This is a genomic window from Rhodococcus sp. 320_ES, assembly GCF_059691855.1.
On record NZ_JCAWAG010000001.1, the window covers coordinates 338,625 to 359,236 of the forward strand.

At 65.6% G+C, this 20,612-nt stretch carries 26 protein-coding genes and 1 tRNA gene; 18 read left to right on the plus strand and 9 right to left on the minus strand.

Features of this window, described 5'->3' with window-relative positions; genetic code table 11:
* The first annotated feature begins 35 nt into the window (after positions 1–35).
* Entirely contained in the window at positions 36–794 is a 759-nt protein-coding gene (locus AC59JP_RS01655) for an 8-oxoguanine DNA glycosylase OGG fold protein (RefSeq protein WP_497323880.1), read from the plus strand.
* A gap of 2 nt (positions 795–796) precedes the next feature.
* Here the strand turns inward: AC59JP_RS01655 and AC59JP_RS01660 are convergent, their stop codons facing one another.
* Both AC59JP_RS01660 and AC59JP_RS01665 read right to left on the minus strand, forming a co-directional pair.
* A complete protein-coding gene (locus AC59JP_RS01660) occupies positions 797–1,219 on the minus strand; it encodes a Fur family transcriptional regulator (RefSeq protein WP_497323881.1) in 423 nt (140 codons plus the stop codon).
* A 4-nt stretch (positions 1,220–1,223) separates the two neighbouring features.
* Positions 1,224–1,583, minus strand: coding sequence for an ArsR/SmtB family transcription factor (locus AC59JP_RS01665; RefSeq protein WP_497323882.1), 360 nt, complete (start codon positions 1,581–1,583; stop codon positions 1,224–1,226).
* A gap of 130 nt (positions 1,584–1,713) precedes the next feature.
* Here AC59JP_RS01665 and AC59JP_RS01670 point away from each other — a divergent pair, with 130 nt between their 5' ends.
* On the plus strand, positions 1,714–3,099 hold the full coding sequence (locus AC59JP_RS01670) for a glycine--tRNA ligase (RefSeq protein WP_497323883.1): 1,386 nt from the start codon (positions 1,714–1,716) through the stop codon (positions 3,097–3,099).
* A gap of 1 nt (position 3,100) precedes the next feature.
* On the opposite strand, the gene AC59JP_RS01675 is transcribed toward AC59JP_RS01670, so the two are convergent.
* Together AC59JP_RS01675 and AC59JP_RS01680 are read right to left on the minus strand one after the other, a co-directional pair.
* The gene (locus tag AC59JP_RS01675; protein WP_497323884.1) at positions 3,101–3,925 is read right to left on the minus strand and encodes a hypothetical protein; all 825 of its coding nucleotides are present in this window, start codon (positions 3,923–3,925) and stop codon (positions 3,101–3,103) included.
* Positions 3,912–5,957, minus strand: coding sequence for a TPM domain-containing protein (locus tag AC59JP_RS01680; RefSeq protein WP_497323885.1), 2,046 nt, complete (start codon positions 5,955–5,957; stop codon positions 3,912–3,914). The genes AC59JP_RS01675 and AC59JP_RS01680 overlap by 14 nt, the downstream gene beginning before the upstream one ends.
* Positions 5,958–6,049: 92 nt before the next feature.
* Here AC59JP_RS01680 and AC59JP_RS01685 point away from each other — a divergent pair, with 92 nt between their 5' ends.
* Genes AC59JP_RS01685 through dnaG form a run of 8 tightly spaced genes read left to right on the plus strand, consistent with a single transcriptional unit; the run spans position 6,050 to position 14,327 of the window.
* Entirely contained in the window at positions 6,050–6,967 is a 918-nt protein-coding gene (locus AC59JP_RS01685; RefSeq protein ID WP_497323886.1) for an ABC transporter ATP-binding protein, read from the plus strand.
* A complete protein-coding gene (locus tag AC59JP_RS01690) occupies positions 6,964–7,740 on the plus strand; it encodes an ABC transporter permease (protein ID WP_497323887.1) in 777 nt (258 codons plus the stop codon). Before AC59JP_RS01685 ends, AC59JP_RS01690 begins: the two co-directional genes overlap by 4 nt.
* Positions 7,737–9,032, plus strand: a complete 1,296-nt coding sequence (locus AC59JP_RS01695; protein ID WP_497323888.1) for a sensor histidine kinase — start codon at positions 7,737–7,739, stop codon at positions 9,030–9,032. The genes AC59JP_RS01690 and AC59JP_RS01695 overlap by 4 nt, the downstream gene beginning before the upstream one ends.
* Positions 9,029–9,634 carry a response regulator gene (locus tag AC59JP_RS01700; protein WP_497323889.1) on the plus strand — a complete coding sequence of 202 codons (606 nt, stop codon included), beginning with the start codon at positions 9,029–9,031 and terminating at the stop codon, positions 9,632–9,634. The genes AC59JP_RS01695 and AC59JP_RS01700 overlap by 4 nt, the downstream gene beginning before the upstream one ends.
* Before the next feature lie 18 nt (positions 9,635–9,652).
* Positions 9,653–10,393 carry a hypothetical protein gene (locus AC59JP_RS01705; RefSeq protein ID WP_497323890.1) on the plus strand — a complete coding sequence of 247 codons (741 nt, stop codon included), beginning with the start codon at positions 9,653–9,655 and terminating at the stop codon, positions 10,391–10,393.
* A 19-nt stretch (positions 10,394–10,412) separates the two neighbouring features.
* Positions 10,413–11,102: a YdcF family protein gene (locus AC59JP_RS01710; protein ID WP_497323891.1), complete on the plus strand. Its 690-nt coding sequence runs from the start codon at positions 10,413–10,415 to the stop codon at positions 11,100–11,102.
* Complete coding sequence (locus AC59JP_RS01715) at positions 11,099–12,358, plus strand: deoxyguanosinetriphosphate triphosphohydrolase (RefSeq protein ID WP_497323892.1); 1,260 nt, start codon at positions 11,099–11,101, stop codon at positions 12,356–12,358. Before AC59JP_RS01710 ends, AC59JP_RS01715 begins: the two co-directional genes overlap by 4 nt.
* A gap of 31 nt (positions 12,359–12,389) precedes the next feature.
* Positions 12,390–14,327 (plus strand): DNA primase, encoded by a 1,938-nt coding sequence (gene dnaG / locus AC59JP_RS01720; protein ID WP_497323893.1) that lies wholly within the window; start codon positions 12,390–12,392, stop codon positions 14,325–14,327.
* On the opposite strand, the gene AC59JP_RS01725 is transcribed toward dnaG, so the two are convergent.
* Positions 14,313–14,558: a hypothetical protein gene (locus tag AC59JP_RS01725; RefSeq protein ID WP_497324837.1), complete on the minus strand. Its 246-nt coding sequence runs from the start codon at positions 14,556–14,558 to the stop codon at positions 14,313–14,315. The genes dnaG and AC59JP_RS01725 overlap by 15 nt on opposite strands.
* A 119-nt stretch (positions 14,559–14,677) precedes the next feature.
* Between AC59JP_RS01725 and AC59JP_RS01730 the strand changes: the two genes are divergently transcribed.
* A tRNA-Asn gene (locus AC59JP_RS01730) sits at positions 14,678–14,750 on the plus strand.
* 21 nt (positions 14,751–14,771) lie between these two features.
* On the opposite strand, the gene AC59JP_RS01735 is transcribed toward AC59JP_RS01730, so the two are convergent.
* The 4 genes from AC59JP_RS01735 to AC59JP_RS01750 all read right to left on the minus strand — a co-directional run bounded on the left by AC59JP_RS01735 (position 14,772) and on the right by AC59JP_RS01750 (position 17,530).
* Complete coding sequence (locus AC59JP_RS01735) at positions 14,772–15,854, minus strand: tyrosine-type recombinase/integrase (protein WP_497323894.1); 1,083 nt, start codon at positions 15,852–15,854, stop codon at positions 14,772–14,774.
* A 109-nt stretch (positions 15,855–15,963) separates the two neighbouring features.
* Positions 15,964–16,197, minus strand: coding sequence for a DUF3263 domain-containing protein (locus AC59JP_RS01740; protein WP_497323895.1), 234 nt, complete (start codon positions 16,195–16,197; stop codon positions 15,964–15,966).
* Positions 16,194–16,625: a hypothetical protein gene (locus tag AC59JP_RS01745; RefSeq protein ID WP_497323896.1), complete on the minus strand. Its 432-nt coding sequence runs from the start codon at positions 16,623–16,625 to the stop codon at positions 16,194–16,196. Before AC59JP_RS01745 ends, AC59JP_RS01740 begins: the two co-directional genes overlap by 4 nt.
* A 74-nt stretch (positions 16,626–16,699) precedes the next feature.
* The gene (locus AC59JP_RS01750; protein ID WP_497323897.1) at positions 16,700–17,530 is read right to left on the minus strand and encodes a hypothetical protein; all 831 of its coding nucleotides are present in this window, start codon (positions 17,528–17,530) and stop codon (positions 16,700–16,702) included.
* Positions 17,531–17,870: 340 nt separating this feature from the next.
* Between AC59JP_RS01750 and AC59JP_RS01755 the strand changes: the two genes are divergently transcribed.
* The 7 genes from AC59JP_RS01755 to AC59JP_RS01785 all read left to right on the plus strand — a co-directional run.
* Positions 17,871–18,155, plus strand: a complete 285-nt coding sequence (locus tag AC59JP_RS01755) for a helix-turn-helix domain-containing protein (RefSeq protein ID WP_497323898.1) — start codon at positions 17,871–17,873, stop codon at positions 18,153–18,155.
* A gap of 68 nt (positions 18,156–18,223) precedes the next feature.
* Positions 18,224–19,081: a Rha family transcriptional regulator gene (locus tag AC59JP_RS01760; protein ID WP_497323899.1), complete on the plus strand. Its 858-nt coding sequence runs from the start codon at positions 18,224–18,226 to the stop codon at positions 19,079–19,081.
* On the plus strand, positions 19,078–19,380 hold the full coding sequence (locus AC59JP_RS01765) for a hypothetical protein (RefSeq protein WP_497323900.1): 303 nt from the start codon (positions 19,078–19,080) through the stop codon (positions 19,378–19,380). The genes AC59JP_RS01760 and AC59JP_RS01765 overlap by 4 nt, the downstream gene beginning before the upstream one ends.
* Positions 19,377–19,682, plus strand: a complete 306-nt coding sequence (locus tag AC59JP_RS01770; protein ID WP_497323901.1) for a hypothetical protein — start codon at positions 19,377–19,379, stop codon at positions 19,680–19,682. Before AC59JP_RS01765 ends, AC59JP_RS01770 begins: the two co-directional genes overlap by 4 nt.
* A gap of 100 nt (positions 19,683–19,782) precedes the next feature.
* Positions 19,783–20,031, plus strand: a complete 249-nt coding sequence (locus AC59JP_RS01775) for a YegP family protein (protein ID WP_497323902.1) — start codon at positions 19,783–19,785, stop codon at positions 20,029–20,031.
* Positions 20,028–20,300, plus strand: a complete 273-nt coding sequence (locus AC59JP_RS01780) for a hypothetical protein (protein ID WP_497323903.1) — start codon at positions 20,028–20,030, stop codon at positions 20,298–20,300. The genes AC59JP_RS01775 and AC59JP_RS01780 overlap by 4 nt, the downstream gene beginning before the upstream one ends.
* A gap of 118 nt (positions 20,301–20,418) precedes the next feature.
* Positions 20,419–20,612 (plus strand): hypothetical protein (locus tag AC59JP_RS01785; protein ID WP_497323904.1); only part of this gene is annotated, 194 nt, incomplete at its 3' end.

Genomic DNA, 20,612 nt, shown 5'->3' on the forward strand with positions numbered 1-20,612 from the left:
CGGCAGTGTCGGTGCTGCATGTCACCATCTCGCCCATGACAGCAGAGGTTGGGGAACCTGCACTTCCGGAGGCATGCATCGCATGGTGCCGCGCGCGATCGTACGAATACGAGGTCCTCGGTGATCAGGCCGAGGTGGACCTGGATTGGTGGAACACACGCCTACGCTCGGCCAAGATTCCGGTGCGCATGTTCGCGCGATCGTTCGACGGGTTCGACACCGACACGGGGATCGGCTTCGTTCAACGTCGTGATCTCGAATCGGACTACACGAGAACAGATTTGGAGACGCTGTACCTCTGTGCCGCCTGGTTGATCGGCAACCGTTCACGGACGAAGGCGAAGAGGTTCGCCGACGCTCGCGACCTGTCCGACGACAAACGGGACGCACCGTTCGAGCGCATCGAGCTGGCGCTGAAGCAGTGCCGCTGCCCGCCGGCGCTGTTCGATCTCGGTCCGCAACGACGGTGGTCCGGCTGGCCGAAGGCGCCCGGATTCGGTCCGGTCACCCTGTCGTTGTTCGCGTGGGCGGCGGGGAACGACGCCATGATCGACCGGCCGCAACTGGTGGACGAGCAGGCTCTGTGTGAACTGGTGCATCGCGGATGGGTCGAGAAACCGGTCGCGAACGGGATGACGGTGAAGCGCTACCGCAAATACTGCGAGGTGCTGTCGCGGTGGGCGCGTCAGGCTGGGGTGCGACCCGAGCTGATCGAGATGTGGCTGGTGCACTCGTGGCGAACTCGTCAGCGGTCGCCGTCACCGTTCATGACGGAATTCCGGGACGCGCTGTGACGTCAGTTCTGTGCGCACTCCGTGCAGGTGCCGAAGATCTCAGCGGTGTGCTGGACGTCGGTGAAACCGTTGTCGTCGGCGATCTTGTGGGTCCAGGCCTCGACGGCCGCGCCTTCGACCTCGACGGTGTAGCCGCACTGACGGCACACCAGGTGGTGGTGATGGCCGGAGGAGCAGCGGCGGTACACGGACTCTCCCGAATCGGTCCGCAGAACGTCGACGGTGCCTGCGTCGGCCAGTGTTTGGAGGGTCCGATAGACGGTGGTGAGGCCAATGCCGGCGCCGCGCTTGCGCAGTTCGTCGTGCAGGTCTTGGGCGGACTTGAACTCGTCGATGGTGTCGAGGAGGTCCGAGATGGCGTTGCGCTGCTTGGTGGTGCGCACGCCGATGGGCCGGCGGACAGTGGGGCCGGGTTCGGTCGTCACGAGATCAGCCCTCCTCTGCGTGCGCGACGGCGTCGACGACGATGTGGGAGAGGTGGTCGTCGACGAGCCGGTACATGACCTCGCGCCCGTTGCGTTCCCCGTGCACCACACCGGCGGACTTGAGCACACGCAGGTGTTGGCTGATGAGAGGTTGGGTGACTCCGAGCGCACCCACCAGCTCGTGGACGCAACGCTCGGACTCGCGGAGCTGCAGAACGATCGCGATGCGCACGGGAGCGGCGAGCGCCCGCAGGATGTCGCCCGCGGCCGCGAGCGTGTCCTTGGGCGGTAACGGCGCAGGTGGAGCGGGTACGAAGGGGTTGTCTTCGTGTGTCTCGAGTTCGACGAACGTCTCGTCCTGCATGTGACCCCACTCCCTTATTGCAAACCATAACCATTTTGATATGCAGGTTCGTGCATGTCAACTCGGCCCGATAGTCTGATCGAGCACCACATACCTGGACGCACTACTGAGTCGATGGAGAGCTAGCCCCGTGGCACCGAAGTCCAAGATCGATACCGTCGCCAACCTCGCGAAGCGCAGGGGACTCGTGTTCCCGTGCGGCGAGATCTATGGCGGAACCAAATCGGCATGGGACTACGGCCCTCTCGGCGTCGAACTCAAGGACAACATCAAGCGGCAGTGGTGGCGCAACATGGTCACCAGCCGCGAGGACGTGGTCGGGCTCGACTCGTCCGTCATCCTTCCGCGCGAGGTCTGGGAGGCGTCGGGCCACGTCGAGACGTTCTCCGATCCGCTCGTCGAATCGCTGCACACGCACAAGCGCTACCGCGCCGACCACCTCATCGAGGCGTACGAGGAAAAGCACGGACACCCACCGGAGAACGGCCTCGCCGACATCCGCGATCCCGAGACGGGTGAGCCCGGAAGCTGGACCGAGCCGCGCGCGTTCTCGGGTCTGCTCAAGACGTTCCTCGGACCCGTTGACGACGAGAAGGGCCTGCACTACCTCCGCCCGGAGACCGCGCAGGGCATTTTCGTGAACTTCGCGAACGTGCTGACCACGTCACGCAAGAAGCCGCCGTTCGGCATCGGCCAGATCGGCAAGAGCTTCCGCAACGAGATCACGCCCGGCAACTTCATCTTCCGCACCCGCGAGTTCGAGCAGATGGAGATGGAATTCTTCGTCAAGCCGGGCGAAGACGAAGAGTGGCACCAGTATTGGATCGACTACCGCATGAAGTGGTACACCGATCTCGGCATCGATCCGCAGAACCTGCGCCTGTACGAGCACGCGAAGGAAAAGCTCTCGCACTACTCCAAGCGGACCGTGGACATCGAGTACCGCTTCGAATTCCAGGGCAGCGCGTGGGGCGAGCTCGAGGGCGTGGCCAACCGCACCGACTTCGACCTGTCGACGCACTCGAAGCATTCGGGTACGGATTTGAGCTACTACGACCAGGCAAACGACGAGCGCTACACCCCGTACGTCATCGAACCTGCTGCGGGACTGACCCGTTCGCTCATGGCGTTCCTGGTCGACGCGTACCACGAGGACGAGGCCCCCAACTCCAAGGGCGGCGTGGACAAGCGCACGGTGCTGCGTCTGGACCGCCGACTCGCGCCGGTGAAGGCAGCAGTGCTGCCGCTCAGTCGCAACGCGGACCTCACGCCCAAGGCGAAAGATCTTGCGGCTCAGCTGCGTCAGCACTGGAACGTCGAGTTCGACGACGCCGGTGCCATCGGTCGCCGATACCGTCGCCAGGACGAGATCGGTACCCCGTTCTGCATCACGGTCGACTTCGACACTCTCGACGATCAGGCCGTCACGATCCGCGAACGCGACAGCATGGCGCAGGAACGCGTCGCGCTGGACCAGGTCGAGGGCTACCTGGCGTCGAGGCTGATCGGCGTCTGACTCAGCGCCGGCACGCCGTCTGCTGGTACGCCACCAGTTGGCGCTGCACGTCGGCGGGAACCGGGATGCGCGCGTACACCGGTTTGTCGTCGCCGAACGCGAGGTAGATCGGAAAGACGAAGGGCTTCTTCGAGTCGGCAATCACGTGCGCTTCGCACGACGCCGTGGTGATCGTGAGCGGGATCGTCGTGGACTCCGTGCCGGGATCGAGCGTCACCGGCAGGGCCGCAGCGAGACCGTAGAGCAGGCTCCCGTCGAGTTCGTCGACTCGAAGGGGCCCGTCGAAGTCGCCGCGTGCGACCTGAAGGTTCGCCTCCAGCGGTGCCGTCTCGACAGCCGGCTGGGCCGACACGGACAAGGTCATCGACACGTCCGAGTCGACGCGTTCGGCCGTGCATTCCTCGGAATGAATGCGGTCGATGATGTCGTAGGGCTGCTCGAGTGGAACGTCGATCTCCTGTTGCGGCTCCCCGTCGCGGGTGACGGACAGTCGGGCTGTCAGCGGCTCCACACTCGCATCGCAGATCGCGTCGCCGTAAAGCGTCGGTATGTCGATGCGGCTGCCCCTCTGGAGCTGTACTTCGCGCACCGAGGGTTGCACCGGGACGAATCCGGGAGAGTCGAGCGCAACGGAATGCACCTCCACCGGCCGCTCGCCGGTGTTGGTCACGGTGATCTGGAATTGCCCACCGGTGGCGTCGTCGACGCGGCTGCGGTACGCGGACGCGGTCATGTCGGACGGCGGCGCCGGAGACGGTGCGGTGGAGCAGCCGGCGAGCAGCAATGCGACCACCGCCCCGGCGGCGGCGATCCTAGAAGCGGCCACCGGACGTCCGCCCGATGCGGCCCGAGCTGGACGAACCACCGAACGATCCGGGGCCGCCGCCGATTCCACCGAATCCGCCGCTTCCCCGATTGCCGTAGGAACGGCCGCCGCCGAGCCCGCCCCGCAGCACGCTGTCGATGAGGACTCCCGCCAGGATTCCGCCGGCCTGAGACCCGGCCGATCGGCCCTGGTACCCACCTCGAACTCGCTGACGGGTATCCCACTGGTCCACCTCGGACTGCGCGATCTGCGACGCCGACGACGCGTATTGCGATGCGGCACCGGCATGTTGGAGCGCGCGCGAGGGGTCCGTCGTCGCCAGTTGCCGCGCCGCAGCGAGGTTGCGCTCCGCCTCGGACAACCGGGTGCGCGCCTCCGCACCGATGGCGCCGCGGCGGGTGGAGATGAAGTCGCCCGCCGCACGCACCTGCGCCGCCGCGGCGTCGATGTCGTGCGCCAGGCGCTGCGCGGCGTGCTCACGCTGCGTCTTGGTTTCCGCGGCCGCGGCGAGCAGCGAATCGAGTTCCGAATCGGCGGCGACGATGGCGTTCATGCTGCCCAGCGGATCGCTCTCCTGCGACGTCTCGGCACGCGCCAGAGCCGCCGCGGCAGCATCCTTGGCCGCGGCCAGCGGTGCACCGCCGTGCGCGGCGAGTTGCTCCGCGGTCTTGATGTCGGCTTGCACGTCTTTCATCGCGGCGGGCAGCGATGCGATCGCGTTCGCGATGTCGGCCTCGGCGTGATCGACCGCATCGAGCAGCGACCGCGCCTGCGCCAGTGCGCTTTCGGCTGTGCGCACGGCGGCGACAACCGGACCCTGCTGCCCGACGGGCAACGCGGCGGCGGTGCGACCGGCGTCGATGTTCTGATCGGCGAGGGCCAGCTGTCCTGTCGCGAGATCGACGTTGTGGGCCACCGGCGCCAGCGTGGTTGCCGGGAATCGTGCGTTGAGCCCGTCGAGGACCTTCTGCGACTCCGGGATGCGCACGCTGAGGGCCACGTGGTCCCGCGTCAACGCGTCGAGTCGGTTCGGTGCGTCGATCAGCAGGTCGCGGATGTTGTCGAACGCGTCGACCTGCTCGTCGAGTCGCCGGTCGGCTTCGGCGCAGGAACGCACGAGTTCGGTCAGCATGTCGCGGCGCTGCTGCGGCGTCTCCGGAATGGCGTCGTCGAGCCGTTGCCTGATCGTGAAGGCACCGGCGAGTGCCGACCGGGCGCCGTCGAGAGCGTCGAGGAACGGCTTCGCGGCGGCGTCACCGAGTTCACCGCGCGCCGTCTCGAGTTCCTCGGCGCTGGTGCGGATGGCGTTGTCGGTGTCGACGAGGATCGCCTTGGCCCGCTCGTCGAGAACCTCCACGGGCAGGGTGGCGAGCGCGGCTGGATCGGTCTCGTCGATGGACTTCGCGGACTCCACGGCGGCGACCAACTTCGCCTTGCGACGTCGTCGCAGGAAGAAGGCCACGAGGATGGCGATCACGACGACCACGGCCACCGCGATCCACAGACCGGACGAACTCGACGAGGAGCTGTCGGTGGCGATGTCGTCCGACAGGCCGCCGGCCGCGGCGATGGCAGCTCCGGCCCAATCATCCTGCCCGAGAGCAGGTTCGATGGCGTCGGTGCGAAGGTCGGTCAATTCCTGGTCGCTGACCGACGTGAGTTGCTGAGGAACGTCGATCGCGTAGGAACGGTCGACGGTCGCGACGGTCATGAGGACGTCGTTCACACCGAGGTCGCTCAGAGCGGACGTCTGCTGTGCCCAGGCCTCGTTGTCCAGATTGTCGAAATCGGCGACAAAGACAACCCACAACCGCACGCGGTGAGCGTCGTACAGGTCGTCGATCGCGGACTGGACGTCCGCCGTGCTGCCGTCGAGAGCGCCGACGGTGTCGGTGATCTGGTTCGGAAGCCGCAGCGGCGGATCGGCCGCCGCGGTCTGCGCGCCGACGAGTGCGAGCATCGTCGTGAGTAGGGTCAGCGCCAGCAGGCGCACCGACAAGCCACCGCGCCGACGCGGAACCGGAGAACTCATGGTCGTGAATGTACCGCCCATGACAGGTGTCACGGCATGATCGTGACGGCCGAACGAGGCATCGACACCGCCGACGCGTCACAGTGGTACCCATGACCACACCAGCGATCGAACTCGTCGATCTCCACAAGCGCTTCTCGGTGAAGGGCGGTGACCCCGTCCAGGCCGTGGACGGCATCGACCTCACGGTGCAACCCGGTGAGATCGTGGCGTTCCTGGGGCCCAACGGCGCCGGTAAGACCACCACGATCGACATGCTGCTCGGCCTCGCTACGCCCGACACGGGCCAGGTCAGACTCTTCGGCAGGTCGCCGGAGGAGGCCGTGGCGACGGGCCGGGTCTCAGCGGTGATGCAGAGCGGGGGACTGCTCAAGGACCTGACCGTCGAGGAAACCGTCCAACTCGTCGGATCGCTGTTCGCGAGTACCCGACCGGTGTCGGAAGTACTCGAACGCGCCGGCATCGCGGACATCGCGGGCCGGATGGTGGGCAAGTGCTCCGGCGGACAGCAGCAGCGTCTGCGATTCGCCTTGGCTCTGCTTCCCAACCCGGATCTGATCGTGCTCGACGAACCCACCACAGGAATGGACGTGGAGGGCCGGCGCGAGTTCTGGCGTGCCATGCGCGAGGACTCCGAGCGGGGGCGCACCGTGCTGTTCGCGACGCATTACCTCGACGAGGCCGACGCATACGCCGACCGAATCGTGTTGGTGCGTCAGGGCAAGATCGTCGCCGACGGATCTGCCGCGGAGGTCAAGAACCTCGCGGCCGGGCGCACCGTCAGCGCGGTGTTGCCGCAGGGTCGGCACCACGAGATCGCCGATGTGCCCGGCGCCGAGACCGTCGAGGTGCGGGGAGATCGAATCTTCGTGCACACCAAGCGATCCGACGACGTGGCTCGTTTCCTCCTCACGAGCACCGGCGCCCACGACGTGGAGATCGTCGCCCACAATCTCGAGGACGCGTTCCTCACCCTTACCGCCACCGAGAACTCGGAGAGCCTCGCATGAGCACCTACGTGACCGACCGTTCCCTGCCGCGCCGCGGCGGATTTTCCATTCCGTTCCTGTTGCTCGAACTCAAACGCATGATGCGCAACAAGAGGACCCTGGTCTTCACATTGTTGTTGCCGCCCATGTTCTTTCTGATCTTCGGACTGCAGACCGACTACAAGACTCAGGCGTACGGGCAGGCCAACGTCACCGGCTACATCATGGTCAGCATGGCCGTGTACGGCGGAATGCTGGCCACCACGAGCGGCGGTGCAACGGTGGCCATCGAGCGCGGGCTCGGGTGGAGTCGCCAGCTTCGGCTGACACCGCTCAAGCCGGCCGCTTACATCGCGACGAAGATCGTGATCGCGATGGTGCTCGGCATCATGGCCGTCGCAGTCGTTTTCGTCGTCGGCGCGTTCTTCGGGGCCAAGCTTCCCGCGGGCGCTTGGGTGGCGTGTTTCCTGATCGCGTGGCTGACCTCCATCGTGTTCGCCGCGTTCGGATTGTTCATGGGTTACCTGTTGCCGTCGGAGAACGTGATGCAGATTCTCGGGCCGGGTCTGGCGGTGCTGTCCTTCGCGGGCGGCCTCTTCGTTCCGCCCAGTGGCTGGTTCGAGACGGCGTCCAAGTTCTTCCCCACCTACGGGGTGGCGACGTTGGCCCGAGCGCCGCTGGGGGAGAACACCTCCAGTTCCCTCGTCGCCGCGGTGATCAACATCGTCTTCTGGTCCGTGGTGTTCGCATGGGGAGCGCGTGAGCTGTTCCGGCGGGACACGGCGCGCGTGTGATTGCCCGCGGGCAGGCCGGAGGCCGGTCGAAGATCACCGGGCAGGCCGGAGGCCGGTCGAAAATCACCGGGCAGGCCGGAGGCCGGTCGAAAATCACCGGGCAGGCCGGAGGCCGGTCGGTCTTGTCAGCCGGTGCGGCGTTGGGCGACCGCATTACCGACGCGATGGCGGAGGCGGGAGGCGATCCGGCAACGGACGCGGACCGCCTCCGCAAGGGGTTGCGCCGGGGATGGTTCTTCTCCGCGATCTGGCTGGTGTACCTCTCGGATCCGGTGCGCGCGATCGTCACGTCGGACTCCTCCGACGCGCTTCGGGCCACGGCGCTGGTGTCGCTCGTGCTGTTCGCGGCGACGTATCTGTTGTGTTTCAAAGAGTTTCGCGCCGGCATCGTGGAGGGTCGACTGTCCTCCCCGCCCCGCCAGTGGGCATATCTGGCCGCGTTGGTGATACTTCTGGTTCCCGCGGCTCCCGTTGCGCGCGAATCGATTCTGGCCGGCGGCGTCTACATCGCCGTGCTGGCCGTGTTCTCGCTTCCGCTCGTTCAGGCTGCCGCGGTGATCGTGGTGACCGCGGGCGCCTTCGTCGCCCTGCCGCGGGTCGTCCCGGGGTGGACCCCGGACGACGGATCGGTGTTGTCTCTGTTGGTTGCCAGCCTCGCCGCATGGGGTGTCGGACAATTGATCGTGCGCAACATCGAATTGCAACACGCGCGTGAGCGCATCGCGGATCTGGCCGTGGTCGAAGAACGCGAACGACTGGGGCGCGACGTTCACGACATCCTCGGACACAGCCTCACCGTGATCACTGTGAAGGCGGAACTCGCCGGCCGACTCGTCGATCGCGATCCGCAGCGCGCGATGCGCGAAATCGCCGAGGTCGAAGCACTCGCCCGCACCGCGTTGAGCGACGTCCGGACCACAGTCGGTGGGTTGCGGACAGTCACGCTGGACACCGAATTGACCCACGCGAGAACCGCTCTCGACGCCGCGGGCATCGACATGGTGCTGACGGGTGCGGCGCCCGTCGCCGAGAGTCGGTTCCGGGAAGTGTTCGCCTGGACGGTTCGCGAGGCTGTGACCAACGTCGTTCGGCACAGCGCCGCAACTCGATGCTGCATCACCGTCGAGCCGTCCCGCATCGAGATCGTCGACGACGGCAGGGGCCCGCGCCAGGGTGACGACACGGGAAGCGGGCTGCGCGGACTCGGGTACCGAGCCGACCGGGCGGGCGCCGTCCTCACGGCCGGAGCAGTAGCGGGCGGCGGGTTCCGTGTCGTGGTGGAGGCGTCGTGATCAAGTTGCTGCTGGCCGACGACCAGGGTCTGGTCCGGGGCGCGCTGGCTGCGCTCCTCGGACTCGAGGACGATCTCGAGGTGGTGGCGGAAGTCGGTCGCGGCGACGAGGTCGTGGACGCGGCCCGCAGAGTCACCCCGGACGTGGCCCTGCTGGATGTCGAGATGCCCGGACTGGACGGCATCGAGGCCACAGCCCAGCTGCGACAAGCACTTCCGTCGTGCAGGGTGTTGATCGTCACGACCTTCGGGCGGCCCGGCTACGTCCGCCGCGCACTCGATGCAGGAGCGTCGGGCTTCGTCGTCAAGGACACTCCGGCACGCCAGCTCGCCGACGCGGTCCGGCGTGTGCACCAGGGCCTGCGGGTCATCGATCCGACGCTGGCGACCGAGACTCTGACGACGGGAACGTCGCCGCTCACCGCCCGTGAGCGGGAGGTCCTTTCGGTGGCGGCCACCGGGGGAACGGCGGCCGCGATCGCGTCGGCGCTGCATCTGTCCGAGGGGACGGTGCGCAACCACCTGTCCTCGGCGATCGGCAAGACCGGTGCGTCCACACGGGCGGAAGCCGCCCGAATTGCGGACCGCAACGGGTGGCTCTGACTGCTACGGTGCTCGCTCGTGAGCAGTGACGATGCGGTTGTCGAGCGCTCGATACGGTCGGCGGGAACCGCGCTGATTGTGTCCGGCCTGACGCTGGTGGTCGTGATCGTGTATCTCCTCGCGGTCCTGCTACCGCTCGGATTGACGTTCGACATGTTCGACGACGCGCGGGCGCTGGTCGACTGGGCCTCGTCGCACACGGCCGCGTACCTCTCGCTGTATCTCCTCTACATCGCGCAACAGCTTCTGTTGTTGGCCGCTCCGGTGCTTCTGTGGCGTCACCTTCCGAGCGACGGCAGGCCCACGCTGCGTGCGTCGGCTGCCTCCGCCGCGGTGATCTCGATCGCGCTGGCGGCCCTCAGTTCGGCGCTGTTGGTGATGTCGACGCACACGGCCATTCAGTACTGGGCACTCGCGAGCAGCGTCGAGGCCCAGTCGCAGGTCGAGATGGTCTTCGACGGTGGCGCCGACCTGGCGAAGGGTGCGCGCCTGATCAGTGAGGTGTTCCTCGCGATCTGGCTGGTGTGGCTCGGTGTCGTCCTGCGACGTCACGGGAAGTCCTCCCGCCGCCACGCCTGGCTGGTCGTGGTCGCAGTCGGGCTATGGACGGCTGTGGTCGGAGTGTGGAAGCTCCTCGATCCGACCATGGAGTACGAGGACTGGGTCGCGTTCCTCATCGGCGGCGCACAGGTGGCCGCGGGGCTGGGTATGTGGCGGCTGGCCTCCGCGACCGCGCGCCAGCGTGGGCTCACTGCGTGAGGCTGGCAGAATCGACGGGATGAACACCGCACTCGACCCCGCCTATGGGAGATCGCCCGAGCCCGAGCGTCTCGGGTTCGGGGGAACGCTGGCGCGCTGGATGGGGCGGCTGGTCGTCGGTGTCGTGCTGATCGCGGTGGTTCTGGTGGCGGGCACCGCCGTTCGGGTGTGGCAGGTGGCCCGCGGCGACGATTACACCCCGTCCGACGCGATCGTGGTCCTCGGCGCCGCGCAGTACGACGGCACCCCGTCCTCGGTGTTCGAAGCCCGGCTCGAGCAGGCCCGCAAGCTCTACGAGGCGGGGGTGGCGCCGACCATCGTGACCGTCGGCGGCAAGCAGGTCGGTGACAACTACACCGAGGCGGAATCCGGAAAGCTCTATCTGGTCTCGCGCGGAGTCCCCGACGGCGACATCGTCGCCGTTCAGGAAGGATCCGACACGCTGCGCAGCATCGAGGCCGTGGCCGCGGAACTCGGCACCCGCGGCGTCGACCGGGTCACGCTGGTGAGCGACCCCTGGCATTCACTGCGGACGCGCACGATGGCGCGGGACGCGGGCCTCGAGGCGTGGACAGCTCCGACTCGGCAGGGGCCGGCCGTCTTCACTCGTGAGTCTCAGATCCACGGAATCACCAGGGAGACAGCAGCTTTGCTCTGGTATCAACTGACGCACTTCTCGGCCGACTTCCAATACACGGCCAGCCAGTGACCTACTCCGAGCACGACCTGGAACGCATCGTCACCGAGCGACCCAAGACTGCCGGCCTACCCGAGTCCGACGGTCACGCCTCTCATCGCAGCGACCTCGCCCGCGATCGGGCGCGTGTGCTGCACAGCGCGGCGCTGCGCCGGCTCGCCGACAAGACGCAGGTGACCGGTCCGCGCGACGGTGACACCCCGCGCACGCGGCTGACGCACTCGCTCGAGGTGGCGCAGATCGGCCGCAGCATCGCCGACGGTCTGGGCTGCGATCCCGATCTGGTCGACCTCGCGGGGCTGGCGCACGACATCGGCCATCCGCCCTACGGCCACAACGGGGAGCGGGCGCTCGACGAGGTCGCGGTGAACTGCGGCGGCTTCGAAGGCAACGCGCAGAACCTGCGCATCCTCACCTCGCTCGAACCGAAGGTGCTGGCGCCCGACGGCACCAGCGCGGGACTGAACCTGACGCGCGCTGCGCTGGACTCGGCCATCAAGTACCCCTGGACGCGGTCCGAGCCCGGTGGAAAGTTCGGCGCTTACGACGACGACGCCGAGATTCTGGCCTGGGTGCGCGACGGCGCCCCGGAGCGCACGCAGTGCTTGGAGGCACAGGCGATGGACTGGGCCGACGACGTGGCGTACTCCGTGCACGACGTCGAGGACGGGATCATCGCCGGACGCATCGACCTGCGCGCGTTGGCCGATCCCGCCGAGCAGCGGGCTCTGGCCGATCTGGGCACGCTCGAGTTCCGCGGCCTGGTCGCCGACGAGCTGGCCGAGGCAGCGGGACGGCTGTCGGAAATGCCCGTCGTGGCCGACGCGACCGGGTACGACGGCACGCTGACCAGCTCCGTCGCCCTCAAGCGGCTCACCAGTGAGCTGGTCGGACGGTTCACCACGGCGGCCGTGAGCAGCACCCGGCGCGACGTTCCGCTGCGGCGATACGACGCCGATCTCGTCGTGCCTCCGCTCGTGCGCGCGGAGGTGGCGCTGCTCAAGACCATGGCGCTGCGCTACGTCATGTCCGACGAAGGGCACAGGGCGCGTCAGGACCGCCAGCGGGACCGGATTCATCGCGTCGCGCAGTGGTTGTTGCATTCGGCTCCGGCCGGCCTGGACCCGATCTTCCTGCCCGCGTGGAACGACGCCGCGGACGACGCCGCACGCACCCGCGTGGTGGTCGACCAGATTGCGTCGTACACCGAATCTCGACTCGAACGTGTGGACAAGGCGAGCTTGGGAGCCCAGGCAAGCTGGGGCTGAGTGTGTCTGCGTGGAGCTCTAGACTGGGGGAGTGGCAGGCCGAATTCCCGAACGCGACGTAGCCGCCATCCGCGACCGTGCTCGGATCGAGGACATCGTGGGCGAGTACGTGGCCCTGAAGGCACCGCGCGGCGATTCGATGATGGGGTTGTGCCCGTTTCACGACGAGAAGAATCCGTCGTTCCACGTCCGGCCCAATCACGGCACATTCCACTGCTTCGGGTGCGGTGAGGGTGGCGACGTCTACACCTTCCTGCAGAAGATCGAACACATCAGCTTCGTCGAGTCGGTGGAGCAGCTGGCCGATCGCCTCGGGTACCAGATCTCGTACGAGGGCGGTGGCACGTCCGTTCAGCGTGATCGCGGCACGCGCTCTCGGCTCGTCGCCGCCAACGCTGCGGCGCAGGCGTTCTACGCCGAGCGGCTGAAGGGTCCCGATGCGCAGGCTGCTCGTGACTACCTCACCGAGCGGAACTTCGACGGCGCCGCGGCGCTGGAGTTCGGGTGCGGATACGCGCCGGACGGGTGGGACACACTCACGAAACACCTGCAGCAGAAGGGGTTCGAGTTCAAGGAGCTCGAAGCGGCCGGGTTGTCGCGGCAGGGCAAGCGGGGTCCGATCGACCGGTTCCATCGCCGGCTGCTGTGGCCCATTCGCAACCTCGCCGGTGACGTGATCGGCTTCGGCGCGCGCAAACTGTTCGACGACGACACGATGCCCGGCAAGTACGTCAACACGCCGGAAACGTTGCTGTACAAGAAGTCTCAGGTGCTCTTCGGTCTCGACCTCGCCAAGCGCGACATCGCCAAAGGCCACCAGGCCGTGGTGGTCGAGGGCTACACCGACGTCATGGCGATGCATCAGGCCGGAGTCAAGACCGCAGTTGCCGCGTGCGGCACGGCATTCGGTGACGAACACCTGTCGCTGCTTCGTCGACTGCTCATGGACGACAAGTTCTGGCGCGGCGAGATCATCTACACCTTCGACGGCGACTCGGCCGGGCAGGCAGCGGCCATGAAGGCGTTCTCCGGCGATCAGAAGCTGGCCGGGCAGACCTTCATCGCGGTCGCACCCGACGGCATGGATCCGTGCGATCTGCGTCAGAAGAAGGGCGACGCAGCCGTCCGCGATCTCGTGGCACGGCGCACCCCGCTGTTCGAGTTCGCCATCAAGGGCGTTCTGGCCGAATGCAACCTCGACACGGCCGAGGGGCAGGTCGAGGCGCTGCGTCGCGCCGTTCCGATGGTGGCGCAGATGAAAGATCGTGCGCTGCGCGACAACTACGCGACCAGGCTGTCCGGCTGGGTGGGGTGGATCGACGAGAAGATGGTCGTCAACCGGGTGCGCGACGAGGCGGCGAGAATCGCCAAGGGCGGTGGCTCGGTTGCCAAACAGCCGTTGCGACGCCCGGCCTCGCGTACCGAGGAGCCGGAGCCTGCCGCACCCGTCACCATGCCGCACCCCAACCGCACGGATCCGACGCTGTGGCCTCAGCGTGAGGCGCTGAAGGCCGTGATGCAGCACCCGGAGATCGCCGGGTCCGTGTTCGACTCGCTGCCGCCGGAGACGTTCGGACACCCTGCGTACTCGGCGGTCGCCGATTCGGTGCGTGAGGCCGGAGGAACCGCCGCGGGGCTCGGTGGAAGCGACTGGCTCGAAGCCGTCGGTAATCGGGCGGAAGTGCGCGGTCTGCGTTCGCTCGTCACCGAGCTGGCCGTCGAATCGATGCCCGTCTCGGAAGAGTCGATGGCCCGCTACATTTCGGGCGTTCTGGCCAGGCTGCAGGAAGTGTGGGTCGGGCGTCAGGTCGCCGAGCTCAAATCGAAGCTTCAGCGCATGTCGCCCGTCGACAAACCCGACGAGTACAACGCCCTGTTCGGCGACCTGATCGCGCTCGAGCAGTACCGACGAAGCCTGCTCGAGCAGGCGGTGGGCAGTACGACGGACGCGGAACTACCCGCGCTTTAGGTGGTCCCTCGGGACGAATACCGTCTGATCGTCGATCGGCTTCAACTGTTCCATCTTCGGTTCCGTGCTGAGCGACTCGGACAGCTTCTGACGGCCCGTCTGAATCACCTTCTTCGTGGCAGGGCTCGACGCCACAGCCTTCGCTCCGCGGCTGATCTGCTCGTACCGGCCGCGGCCGGCCTTCGTTCCGAGCACGTACCCGGCGGCGATACCCACCAGCATCCGCATCATCGTGTTTCGGTCCTCCCGATAGACTTCGATCCCTTCCATCCTGCCTGACAGCGAAGCGACATGGCGATTTGGTGGTGGGCCGGTGCCATGCGCTAGAGTCTGATCTCGGTTCACCGCATTCCCCCATAGCTCAATTGGCAGAGCATTCGACTGTTAATCGAAGGGTTTCTGGTTCAAGTCCAGATGGGGGAGCACAAACACCACGTCAACGCCCTAGCCGACCTCCTCGGCTGGGGCGTTTTCCGTTCCACCCACCTTTAACCCACCCAAAACCGGCGAGAGCTGGTCCAGCACATGTCGCACATCGGGACCGATTGCGGCCCTCTGGATGTAGTGCCTGCGGGTGACTTCGGTGCCCGCGTGGCCGAGCTGAGCCGATGCCGTCTCGATGTCCATGGACCGCTCCACCGCCGTGGCGACAGTTTTGCGGAACACCCGCGTCGTCACCCAGGAGAACGTCTCTCCTCTCGCCGCCCGCACCTGGCGCCCCACGTTGTTCACCGACCGAGCACCGCCCGTGCGGGAGGGAAACAGGAGGTGATTGTCGTCGGTGGGGAGGTCTCGGGCGATCTGCCGAGCGATGGCCGCCGCGGTGAAGCGGGGGATCTTCTTCGTCGAATGCGAGGAGGACGTCTTCGGGAACGGCTGCCGGGTGTTGCCGACGATAGTGCCGGCGATCGTCACCGTGGGCGGGTCGGACTCGAGGTCCACGTCCTTGTCGATTCGCAGTGCCAGGATCTCCCCGATTCGCGCACCCGTCCCGAGGAGGGTGTCGAACAATTCGGGCATGTCCACCGCCCTCGGTGGTCCCATGTCGTTGCCCCCGGCCCACGCGGCCACGACGAGCCTCAGTGCCGCGATCTCGTCGATGGTCAACGGTCTCACCACCTTCCGCGGTTCTGCGCGGGATACGGTTTCTCTGACGGGGTTGTGGTCGACGGCGTCGTACCGTGCGGCAAGAGTGAACATGCCAGTGAGGGCAGCCCTGCACCGCTTCGCCACCGCCGGCGTCTTATTGGTGCGCAGGAATCGGTCGAGAACGCCCACCGTCGCTTCCCTGATCCGCACCTCACCCAACGCGGGGATGATGTGCGCCCGCAACGCGGAGCGGTACTGGTCGATGGACTGGCTGACCAACTCGTCGGAGGATTCCAAACTCACGATCCACGCGTCCGCGAGGTCCGCCAGGCGTGTCTCTCGGTTGATCACATCACCCCGTCCGGCCGCCGCACGATCACGCAGGGCTTCGACCAAGGCGCGTTCCGCCCCTGCCCCCGTCTTCCCAAAGCGTTCCACGACGCGGGTGATCCCGTCGTGGTCCCGGTACTTCGCTCGCGCGCGCCATCGGCCGGGGGAGACTTCGGTGCGTTTGATCGACCCCCAGGAGCCGAGGGGTAACGGTGGCCTAGGCAACGCGTGCTCGTCGCGCAGCAGCCCGACCATCCCGGATGCGGCGCAGGCGGTTCACCAGAACCGGTTCCGCCGCAAGGGCTTCGGGTTCGTCCAACAACCGGTTCAGTAGAACGTAATACCGGGTGGGTGATAGGTCGAACTCGTCTCGTATTGCCTCCTCCTTGCTCCCGGCGTGGCGGTAGTACCGCTTCTCGAAGTCGAGAAGCATGCGTTCGATCGGGGTCATGGTTGCCTCCTGGCGAGTTCGGTGTCGATGTGGGCGCGCTCATCCTCGGTGAGGTTGCGGACGCGGGTGACGAGGGTGGGTAGGTCCACCCACAGTTCTTCAGCGGATTCGTCGTCCACCCGGTAGCGGTTCCAGGCAAGGACGTCGATCAGAGCGTCGAGGTCCACCAGACGGCGGGCGGTGACCCGATCGACGATAGTTTCCTCGCGCCGCGCCAACCGTGGTTCGTCCGGCACCGGGCCGCGCTCGAGATGCACGATCTCGTGCGTGAGGGTGCAGCGTCGTTCTCGCTGGTTCGACGTGCCATTGACAGTGATGCCGTCGCCGGTCCACCTGCCGAGACACCCCGAGTTATGAGTGTGAGGGAACGTCACCTCCACCGCGGGGTGCGCTTCGCGGAGATGCCGCCAGGGGTGCCATCTGGTCATGAATTGGGACCATACGGTCCGCTACCGACAGATACCTGTGCGAGACAACGACTTACATTGCTGTCATTCGCAGGTCAGGCGCCGCCGTCGGGCGCTTCACCCTGGGCTTCGTCCTCCGGCTGCGGCTCGTTCTTCAGTTCCCACTCGCGCTGAGTGATGCCTTTGCGGGCGGCGAGTTCGTACGCCTCGTCAACGCTGGAAACTGGATCACGCGGAGTCGCGTCTACATCCTTGCCGCGGCCAGCGGCACCCGTTGTTGTGGTTCGATCAACCCGAGCCGTTCGAGTAGCAACCTCATCTGCCGGCGTCTCCTGCGGGCTCTCAGCTTCATCTTCATCTCCTGTGGTCGGTGTTCGCATTGATCGGATCTGGGGTGGAAAGTCCTGCGGGTCGGGGAAGATCCCGTCCTGCGGGAGGGGATTTGGCCGAGGCGCACCTGCTGGCATGTCTTCAATCTCGGTTTCGTTTCGCACGCCAAGGTCATAGAGCTGTTGATCGACGCGGGCTTCAAGCTCGGTGACTAGTTCACTGACTTCTAACTGCTCTGGCCGAGGTAGCCAGTCGATGCGGGCGTGGAGCATTCTGAGTTCGTCGTCCTCCACGAACCGTGTCAGTACCGACAACTCCTCAGATGTGAAGTCGGCCTTGTTCTTATAGAGCTTGTTTCGTGCGGCAACCATCAACTGCCGATCCGCCGTACTCATCGGCAACTGGGTTCCTTTGTGCCCAATCGGCGGAACGCCCAGCGCCCTGTCCAGTCCACTGAGGACTGGAGCGTTGGGAGCGTTGCGAGGCAATACCGGCGCGTCGACCAGTACTGCGGCGGATAGGTCAGCGCCTTCGAGCAACTCTTCCAGTGCACCAACCTTCCACCCAAGTGCTGCCTCAACCTTGGTGCGACTCACTGCCTGCGGCCACCTAGATCCAGTCTCTAAACCCCGCAGAGTCTTCGGGTCTACCGACGCGTTGCTTGCCAACTGGGCTTGCCCGATACCGCGAGCTAGCCGAGCTTTGACAACGATCGCGCCGACCTCCTCATGTGTTCTCGCCATGGAAGAAATCATTCAGGTAACTAGAGGGAACTTCAACCGTGACGGAACTGCGAGTTCCCCCAGTCTGAGTGGGAAAACAGCAGCGTAACTACACGGATGTTGTTCCCGTCTGACCTGCGGGAACGATCTTTCTTCCGCTGTGTTCCCTCAGTATCCCTTGCGTTGTTCCCTATCTTCCCCTACAGTCTGAAATGTGAAAGCGGATGCTCAGGGAAGGCGAGGGAAGCAAGAGGCTTCGAGCCCATTCCCCGCAGAGGATTGGGTGCGCGTCGGACGCACCGTGCGAACGATTCGGGAGCTTCGAGGCTTCACCCCGGATCAATTCGCCAACGAGATCGGCATCTCACGCCCGTATCTGGCGAACATCGAAGCCGGCCGGAAGAAGCTCACCAACGTCTTGCTGGCACGCATTGCCAGCACGTTGCGCATCGAGCAAATCGCCATCATGCGACCAGAGGTAGCGACCGCTGCGGCCTGACATAGAAGAAGCCGCCCCGCGGTAACGGGACGGCTTCGAGACAACCAATCACTCACGAAAGGAAAGTCATGACGGATCTTACCCCGCTCGTCACACACGGCGACGATGGCGAGCCGACTACGACGTCGCTCATCATTGCCCGAGAGACTGACAACCAGCACAAGAATGTGCTCGGCCTTGTCCGTGCCCACATCTCGGACTTCGAGGAGTTCGGAAGGGTCGCGTTTCAAACGCAACCCTTGGCGACGGCCGGAGGAACGCAGAACGCAGTAACCGCGGTCCTCAACGAGCCGCAGTCGACACTCCTGATGACCTACCTTCGCAACAGCGACGTCGTCCGTGAATTCAAGAAGCGGCTTGTGCACGCGTTCGTAGAACTTCGACGGGAAAACGTCTCGGCGCCAGAGGTAGAGCCGCGACTCGGCGATCTTCTCGACGAACTCGAAGACTCCAACGGACGCACAGCCCAAGCAATTCAGATTGCCCGCGAGGAGCGTGCCCGCGCCGACAAGGCCGAGGCTTACCTCGAAGCCGCACAGAAGCACCGCGCCGCCATCGAAGGTGGAGACGGCATTCACCTCACCGACTTCGGTAAGAAGTACTTCTCCGAGACGCCCGCTCGCGAGTTCGACCGCCACCTCTACGAACGCGGGTGGCTGATCAATCAGCGCCTCACCCGCGAACGCCCAGACGGTTCGATCCGTGACGGAGTCGATCACCGGAAGCCGACAGCCAAGGGTCGACCGTTCATCTACGACCACGACCAAGGCAACTTTGGCGGTAAGCGCCGGTTCCAGCCTCGTGTCCGCCCGCAGAAGGAAATCGATCTGCGGGATGCTCTCGCCGCTGAGGGGTTGCCAGTGAACACCCACAGCACCGGTCTGGTCCTGATTACCCGGAGCGATCTAAAGGAGCTTGGCGCATGAACAACCTGCCCTTGCTCGACCACGAACGCCCGATAACCGTTGTTCGCGAGGGCGATTCGATCGTTGTCGTCAACGACCGGACAGTGCTCGACGAATTGACGACCATCGAACCACTAGATGAGCGATCCGATTTCTGTGTCGCTATCCCCGTCCGTTCAGTCATTACCGCCGGTGCTGGCCCGTCTGTCGAGATAGGTCCTTTTTCCTTGGACTCAGCGGACGTGATCAAGCTTCACAACGCGCTGGTCGACCACATCAACTCGTTCCCTACTCAGTACAAGATGCGAGGCACAGCATGAAGAAATTCATCGAAAACAAATACAGCCTCGATGATGGGGGCGGCCTGTCGTTCAAGCACTTCGAAGCCAGTGACCGCATCGAAGTTCAGGTGCGAGGTTCGGATGGTCACGTCGCTCTTGTGATGTCCCGCGCAGAAGCAGTGATGCTTGCCAAGGCGTTACTGGACTGCGCCTGCCCGAGTGAGAGCGACTTCTGGGACGACGACGAGACCCCGGCCTACGACGACGAACCGAGCGCTGACGCAACAGTGTTCAGTCTCACTGGTTATCGGATCGCACCTGACGGAAGTGGTGCCGCATGAGCACCACCGCTCTCATCCTTCTCATGCTGTGGCCGATGTGGCTCGCAGTCGGGGCGCTCTGCCTCGGCATCATCATCCTCATCTGGGCGGTGATTGCACCATGAGCCGTCCGCATGTCATCTGGTTGTACCGCGACGACAAAGGCGAGTTTCGCTGGCGACGAGTCGCCGGCAACAACCGCAACGTCAACAGTGCTGGCGAGGGTTTCACCCGCAAGCAGGCCGCGCTGAAGAACATGCACACCGCCAACGCCGACTTCGAGGACTGCGTAATCCGCGACACCACCGGGCAGGCCGCACCGAAGTCTCGTGCTGCCGCAACGGATCTCACGAGGGAGCCGCTGCGATGACCACTAAGACGCCAATGAGCCTTGCCGAACTGCTCGAACTGCCGGTAGCGGTGGACCTCGTCACTGCATCCCGTGCTCTCGGTATCGCCACCACCACGGGCTATGACCTCGCTAAGCGGGGGGAGTACCCGGTGCGCCTGATTCGCATGGGTCACCGATTCACAGTGCCAACGTTCGAGATTCTGAAGGAACTGGGTGTGGATCGGGAGTACATCGCGGCGGCTCTCGATGCGCCGGTGAGTCGCCTACGCGAACAGAGAGCGTCGTGACCACTTCCCTCGATGACGTCCCCGTGCACTACATCCCCTGTGCCGACTGCGGACGCCCCCTCTTTCACCTCACCACCTGGTCGTGCAGCGGATGCCGGCCCAACCAACAGGATTCGAAATGAACGAAAGAATTGTGAAGACGCAGGCCGAGTTGGATCAGGCCGTTGCGGATGGTGTGGAGTGGATCGAGATCCGCTCGGAGCGTGGCGTATGGATCGACGTCACGGCGTACGACTCGGCCACGGTCAGGGCGTACGGCTCGGCCACGGTCACGGCGTACGACTCGGCCACGGTCAGGGCGACCGGCTCGGC